Genomic DNA, 6,440 nt, shown 5'->3' with positions numbered 1-6,440 from the left:
CTTTGACACCAAGCATATATGACATTAACTTATTTTCAATATCCAATGTTAAGGATTTATTGAAATATGGATGACCAATAATATACATCTTCGAATCAAGCATTTCGCTCCATTTCTCATCCGAAGCTCTTTTTATATCCCTATCTAAATGCTCCTTTGTTCGTCGATTAATGTCAGTTGTTTCTCCTACATACACCATTTTCTCTTTAGTTTGCTGATTGTCAATTATGTATACTGTTGGATAATCAATTATTAATTCTTTTTCTACACTTCCATCACTTTCCAATTGAGTAGTTAAATCTTGAACTGCTTCCATTGAATAATTAATTCGTTTAATAACAGGTGTATTGGTGATAGAATCCATATATATCCCCCTAATATATGTCTATTTATGTTTAATAAAAGTAAATTTCATTCTATTTATCATTATATCAGTGAAAAATTGGATTTTCCATCCTGATAATTACATAAAAAAACCGCAAGCCAAGACTCGCGGTTTTTCTCTTCATTATTTTGTTAATTTTTCAAGAAACGCCAAGTAGCTATCCAAAATCGTTTGGAAGAACTTCTCTGTTGATGGTATGATCGCCCCATCTTCACCGATCGAGTCAGCGATATGACCAACATACGCTTCTGGTTGCTGCAAAGTCGGTACATTCAAGAATACAAGGGATTGGCGCAGATGATGGTTCGCTCCAAATCCTCCAATTGCTCCTGGGGAAGCTGTAACGACAAGCCCCGGTAAGTTATTCCACACGCTCTTTCCGAAAGGTCTTGAACCGACATCAAGCGCATTTTTCAAAACAGCTGGAACGGAACGATTGTATTCAGGCGTTACAAAAACGACACCATCTAGTTGCCGCACTTCTTCGCGGAACGTTTGATAGCTTTCTGGAACAGGTCCAAAATCATCATAATCTTGATTGTAAAGCGGTAACTCGCCAAGCTCTACAAAGACGCCTTCATAACCTTCTGGTAACAATTTTATAAAAGACTCTGCCACCTTTTTACTATACGAATCTTTTCTTAAACTCCCTACAAAAAATCCAATTTTCTTCATTTCATTCTAGCCTCCTGTTGTTTAATTACTTTTTCCATGCTACAAAAATAGTTCGAAGCCTTACTGCCGGGTTCTTGCTTTACTTTTGTGCTGCCAAAAAGCTTGCTGCTGCATCCATTGTGTCAGTGTGCACAAGATGTTTTTTACCTTCCCCGATTTCAAACACGATATTCTTGCCGTATTCTTTACCCTGATTGACTGCGACGAAACGCTTCACGGAGTCGATCGGAATTTTCGGATCTTCTGTTCCGTGCCAGAAGTAAAGCGGCCGCCCTGCCAAAAGCTCTGGGCGTAAACTCAAATCGAATTTTTCTTGCCAACTCATTAAATCCACGTAGCTTTTCGGAAAATCAACGTGAAAAGTTCGCGCCCGCTCAATGCCGCGGTTCCGGTAATCCACGATCGCTGGCTCGCCCATCAAACAAACGGCAGCTTTGATTTCAGGATAATGCGTGAGCAAGGCACAAGTTGTGATGCCACCCATGGAAAGTCCGCCGACGCCAATCCAGCCATTTGATAGCCCTTCTTTTTCGTAATGCTCACAGAGGGTTTCAAATTCAAACAAGTTGCCTTGGATGCTATTCCAGAAGGTAACGGATGGAATTGGCGATAAAGTCTGCTTGCGCTCACCATGATTAGGCGCATCCGGCAGGCAAACCCGAAATCCTTGCGCGGCTAGCTTCCTGCCTTGCGTCAAGACAAGCTCTTTACTAATTTGCCAGCCGTGATAGAAAATCACAAGCGGTAGCCTTTCCTCGGCCAGTTCGCTTTTCACGACCTCTAGCACTGGAATCGTATGGATTTGCTTTTTTACTACTTTATTCGCCATCTTGTTTTTCCTTCTCCTCTTATTTTATTCACTTTCAAAAAGTTAGCTGCTTATTTATAATAACATATTTGTGCGCCATTGCACGGAAAGTGCTCACCCCAGGAAACGCGCCGAAGCAAAGTCAATCGTACGCAGCCACACTTGCTGTTTCTAGCTTTCCGCCTCAAGAATTTCTGCCAGCCGCTTAGCCGCCGTTTGTGCGCTTTTTTCCGTCACGCGGGCAAAGGTCAGCCGCATCACGCCGCCTTTTTGCCCAAATACGAAGCCCGGCATTACGAGCAGTTTCTTGTCGAGAAAATGGTTGAAATCGCGCGCCGTCGCATGGCTAAGCGCTGGGAGCTCGACCCACAAATGAAAACCGCCGCTTGGAAGCTTGTAGCGCAACTCGCCAGGAAGATAGGTTTCAAGCGCTTCCACGAGCAAATCTCGCCGTTTTTTCAGCTCAGCGCGTAAAAAAGTCAAATGTCGCTCAAATAAATCAGATTCAAGGACAAATCGGGCAAGAACCTGTGGAAAGATACTCAAGCCGAAATCCATTTCCTGACGTGCTTCGGCTAGTCGATTGACGACCGCTGCCGGTCCATCCAGCCAACCGATTCGCGTCGTCGAGCCGAGGATTTTCGAAAGCGACCCGATATAAAGGACGTTTTCTTGATCCAATTTTTTTAGCGGTGTAATCTTCTGATCGGGCTGAAAGTGTAATTCGCCGAATGGGTCATCTTCCACGATGGGAATCTGGAGCTTGGCGCAAAGCGCTACAAGCGCTTTACGCCGCGATTCCGTCATCAAATTCCCCGTTGGATTTTGAAAAGTTGGGTTCGTGAAAACCATCTTGATGCGGTGCTTACGGTAAAGCTGTTCGAGCGCCTCAGGATTCGCCCCCGCCTCATCCATTGGCAAAGCAAAAATCCGCAGCCCCGCCGACTGAAACAAAGGTAGCGAATAAAAGTAAGACGGCGCCTCAATTGCCACCGCGTCCCCAGGCCTCAGTAAGCACTGCGTGATCAAAAAAATCGCCTGTTGAGCGCCGGAGGTAATTAGCAACTGCCCCGTTTCTCGCCATAGCCCTGTGCCCTCAAACATCCGCTTTTGAATCGCCTGACGTAGCGGCAAGTAGCCCAAGCTTTGATTGCTCTTTTCTTCCGCAAGAAAAGACTGCCACGAAAGACTCGGAGTTGCGATTTGCGGTGTCAATTCGATCGGTAGTTCCCCCGCCGAAAGATCGATCACCTCATCCGGATAAGCTTCCTTAAGCGCCGCGATCGCATCCAAATAAGGATTCGCTGCATTAAACGCCCCGCTATCCACATAATGGCGCCAGTTCGTCTTTGCTGAATCCAGCAATCCCCATTTTCCTTCATTGATCCGCGTGCCACTTCCCTGCGTTCGAATCACTTTCCCACTTGCCGCAAGCTCATCCAGCGCCCGAACAACCGTCGAACGATTCACATCCAAATAAGCGGCAAGCTTCCGCTCCGGCGGAAGCTTCTCGCCAGGCAAAATTTCCCCATTTGAGATTTGTTTTTCAATCAAATGGATAATCTGCTGATAAAGTGGTAAATCCTGTCGCTCCTCTAGTCGCCAAATCATCCCGCTTCCCTCCTCGTTAAAATTGGATGGCAAAAATCACATCCAATTGGCCGTTTCTGCTTAATTGCCATTAGCTTATCATAGGAAGTGAAAGAGCGCAATTTTGAAATGGAGGGTCTCTAAAATGGAAAAAACGACAGGAACTGAAAAAGTGAAACGCGGCATGGCGCAAATGCAAAAGGGCGGCGTCATCATGGATGTTGTAAATGCCGAGCAAGCAAAAATCGCAGAAGAAGCAGGCGCAGTTGCCGTAATGGCTTTAGAACGCGTCCCATCTGACATCCGAGCAGCAGGCGGCGTCGCGCGAATGGCTGATCCACGAATCGTCGAAGAAGTAATGAACGCCGTGAGCATTCCCGTCATGGCTAAAGCGCGGATCGGTCACATCGCCGAAGCACGCGTGTTAGAAGAAATGGGCGTGGATTACATTGATGAAAGTGAAGTCCTAACACCTGCTGATGACGAATATCATTTGCTAAAAAACGACTTCACCGTCCCATTTGTCTGCGGCTGCCGTGATCTTGGTGAAGCATTGCGCCGAATCGGGGAAGGCGCGGCGATGCTTCGGACAAAAGGTGAACCTGGAACAGGAAACATCGTAGAAGCCGTGCGCCACATGCGAAAAGTGAACAGTCAAATCAGCCAAATCTCAGGCATGAGCGAAGATGAACTGATGGTTGCGGCAAGAAACTTGGGAGCTCCCTACGAACTAATCAAAGAAGTGAAAACACACGGCCAATTGCCCGTTGTCAATTTTGCAGCAGGTGGTGTGGCGACACCGGCTGACGCAGCCTTGATGATGTCCCTTGGCGCAGATGGCGTCTTTGTTGGCTCTGGCATCTTCAAATCCGAAAACCCATCCAAATTTGCCAGTGCAATCGTGCAAGCAACCACTTATTACGAAGACTACAAATTAATTGGTGAGCTATCAAAAGAACTCGGCATCGCCATGAAAGGTATCGAAATTACCCATTTAACGCCTGACGAGCGCATGCAAGAACGGGGGATTTAAATTGAAAAAGACGATCGGCGTGTTAGCCTTGCAAGGTGCCGTAAGCGAACATTTAGCAGCCATCCAAAAAGCAGGCGCCGAAGCCATCCCTGTGAAGCACCCCGACCAACTCGGAGCCCTTGATGGATTGATTTTGCCCGGCGGAGAAAGTACGACGATGCGCCGCTTCATCAAGCATTATGATTTTGCTGAGCCGCTGCGTAGTTTCCATCAAGCAGGTAAAGGAATCTTCGGGACTTGTGCGGGGATGGTTCTTGCGGCGCAGGAAACGGATAGCGGGGAAGAAAGTCTCGGCTTGATCGACGCAAAGGTCGTTCGAAATGGCTTTGGCCGCCAGAAAGAAAGCTTTGAAGCCGCGCTCACGATCCAAGGAATTTCAGGTGGGCCATTCCAAGCTGTATTTATCCGAGCACCCTATCTCGAACAGCTTGGAGGCAACATCGAGGTTCTTGCAAAAGTAGAAGAAAAAGTGGTGGCAGCGCGGCAAGAAAAAGTGCTCGTCACAGCTTTCCATCCAGAATTGACAGATGATTTACGGCTGTTAGAACATTTTATCCGCGAATGTGTTTAAAAAAGCAACAAGCGAGCATGATTGCTCGCTTGTTGCTTTTTAGCCTAATTATAGATTGTTTTTTGATTGAATTTGATATATTTGATAAAAAACTTCGGCAAAATTTGTGTGAATTTTTTTTAGCGGGTACCAGGCTAGTCAATCAGCATCAAAACAAAGTATTTCCCAAACTACTAAAAATTATTAAAAGTAAAGGAATTCACTTATAAAGCAGGAAAGGGAGAGTAAGCGGACAATGAATTGTTCGTTATTTTTAGGAAAGGCTTTAACGACCGACGAGCAGCAAACCGTCACGATTAAGTTTGTCGATCAAACGGACATCGTCTATTAGCGCAACTTAAAAAACACTACATAGAAAGCATTGAATCTAAGCGTGTTCATGGACTTTCATATAGCACCATTAAAACACAGGTTCACGAGCATGTTAAACAAATTCAAGAGTAAGGAATTTTAGAGCTATCACCTTGAGGGAAAACAAACAATTGTGGTGGTGAATTTAGGAGGAAGAAGAAGCATTTAAAGTACGCTGTATTCAGAAAAACTTTCCGCTTTTAAATATTCTTGCAACTTATTTCGACTAATAATCAGTTCTTTATCGCATCTTTCAAAAATACCATAATCATCAAGTTCACGGATAGCTTCACTCGTTCTCGCTTTCCCTGCACCTGCAATTTGCGAAATGAACGTCCTGTTGGCAAAACTTGGTAACCGATATAAATCATCCGTCAGTTTTTCGCCAACTTGCTTAGCGATTCTTACTAATGCCCATGAGATTTTAACAGCCGTTTTTTTATTGGCAAGAATGTGAGAAAAAGATACGGTGATAAACTGTTTGATGATTTCTTCAATCAATTGGTGGTATTTGCGAGGATCCAAGTAGAGGTGAGATAGGAAGAATTCCTTTTCAATTTCGTAAATTTCAACATTATCGAGTGCAATAACTTGATAATGTATGAAGTCTTTAATCACCCATTCCGAGTGATTTTCAATAAGCGCTTCGGCATTGATTACATTGCCCTTAGTAAGAATTTCAGTGTGGATTTTCTTACCATCTTCCGTTGCGACTTGAACAATTAAGGTTCCCTTTTTGATGATCAAAATCCGATCATCTTTAACTTCTTTCGTGCTATAACAAATTTGTTGTGGCTTAAAATAAGTTGATTTCCAAAAAGTCGGATACCATTCTTTAGCTAGATCATTATCAATAATCATCATTTCATTCCTTTCATCATTTTTAGTAACGCTTTTATTTTTAGCAATTAAGTGGTTACTCAATTGATTAAGTCAGAAGTTTTATCCTTGATGTCATTATTATGTGAAATACTTTACTTTCACACCTTACTACCAATTTACCCGAACAGACTAAATAAGTAAATAC

The 6,440-nt window shown here is 44.1% G+C and carries 7 protein-coding genes; 2 read left to right on the top strand and 5 right to left on the bottom strand.

Features of this window, described 5'->3' with window-relative positions; genetic code table 11:
- The 4 genes from HCK02_RS12925 to HCK02_RS12910 all read right to left on the bottom strand — a co-directional run.
- On the bottom strand, positions 1-364 hold a 364-nt coding region (locus HCK02_RS12925; protein ID WP_167630514.1), incomplete at its 3' end, for a GIY-YIG nuclease family protein.
- 144 nt (positions 365-508) lie between these two features.
- Positions 509-1,060: an NADPH-dependent FMN reductase gene (locus HCK02_RS12920; protein WP_167630513.1), complete on the bottom strand. Its 552-nt coding sequence runs from the start codon at positions 1,058-1,060 to the stop codon at positions 509-511.
- A 79-nt stretch (positions 1,061-1,139) separates the two neighbouring features.
- Positions 1,140-1,889, bottom strand: a complete 750-nt coding sequence (locus HCK02_RS12915; protein ID WP_167630512.1) for an alpha/beta fold hydrolase — start codon at positions 1,887-1,889, stop codon at positions 1,140-1,142.
- A gap of 150 nt (positions 1,890-2,039) precedes the next feature.
- Positions 2,040-3,476, bottom strand: coding sequence for an aminotransferase-like domain-containing protein (locus tag HCK02_RS12910; RefSeq protein ID WP_167630515.1), 1,437 nt, complete (start codon positions 3,474-3,476; stop codon positions 2,040-2,042).
- A gap of 127 nt (positions 3,477-3,603) precedes the next feature.
- Between HCK02_RS12910 and pdxS the strand changes: the two genes are divergently transcribed.
- Positions 3,604-4,491: a pyridoxal 5'-phosphate synthase lyase subunit PdxS gene (pdxS, locus tag HCK02_RS12905; RefSeq protein WP_167630511.1), complete on the top strand. Its 888-nt coding sequence runs from the start codon at positions 3,604-3,606 to the stop codon at positions 4,489-4,491.
- A 1-nt stretch (position 4,492) separates the two neighbouring features.
- Positions 4,493-5,062, top strand: a complete 570-nt coding sequence (gene pdxT, locus HCK02_RS12900; RefSeq protein WP_167630510.1) for a pyridoxal 5'-phosphate synthase glutaminase subunit PdxT — start codon at positions 4,493-4,495, stop codon at positions 5,060-5,062.
- A 516-nt stretch (positions 5,063-5,578) separates the two neighbouring features.
- Here the strand turns inward: pdxT and HCK02_RS12895 are convergent.
- On the bottom strand, positions 5,579-6,277 hold the full coding sequence (locus HCK02_RS12895; protein ID WP_167630509.1) for a cyclic nucleotide-binding domain-containing protein: 699 nt from the start codon (positions 6,275-6,277) through the stop codon (positions 5,579-5,581).
- Between the last annotated feature and the right edge of the window lie 163 nt (positions 6,278-6,440).

Origin of the sequence: Listeria valentina (genome assembly GCF_011800755.1) — a bacterium.
Taxonomy (GTDB): domain Bacteria; phylum Bacillota; class Bacilli; order Lactobacillales; family Listeriaceae; genus Listeria; species Listeria valentina.
Note: the sequence above shows the minus strand (reverse complement) of the source record. Positions and strands in the feature narration are given on the sequence as shown.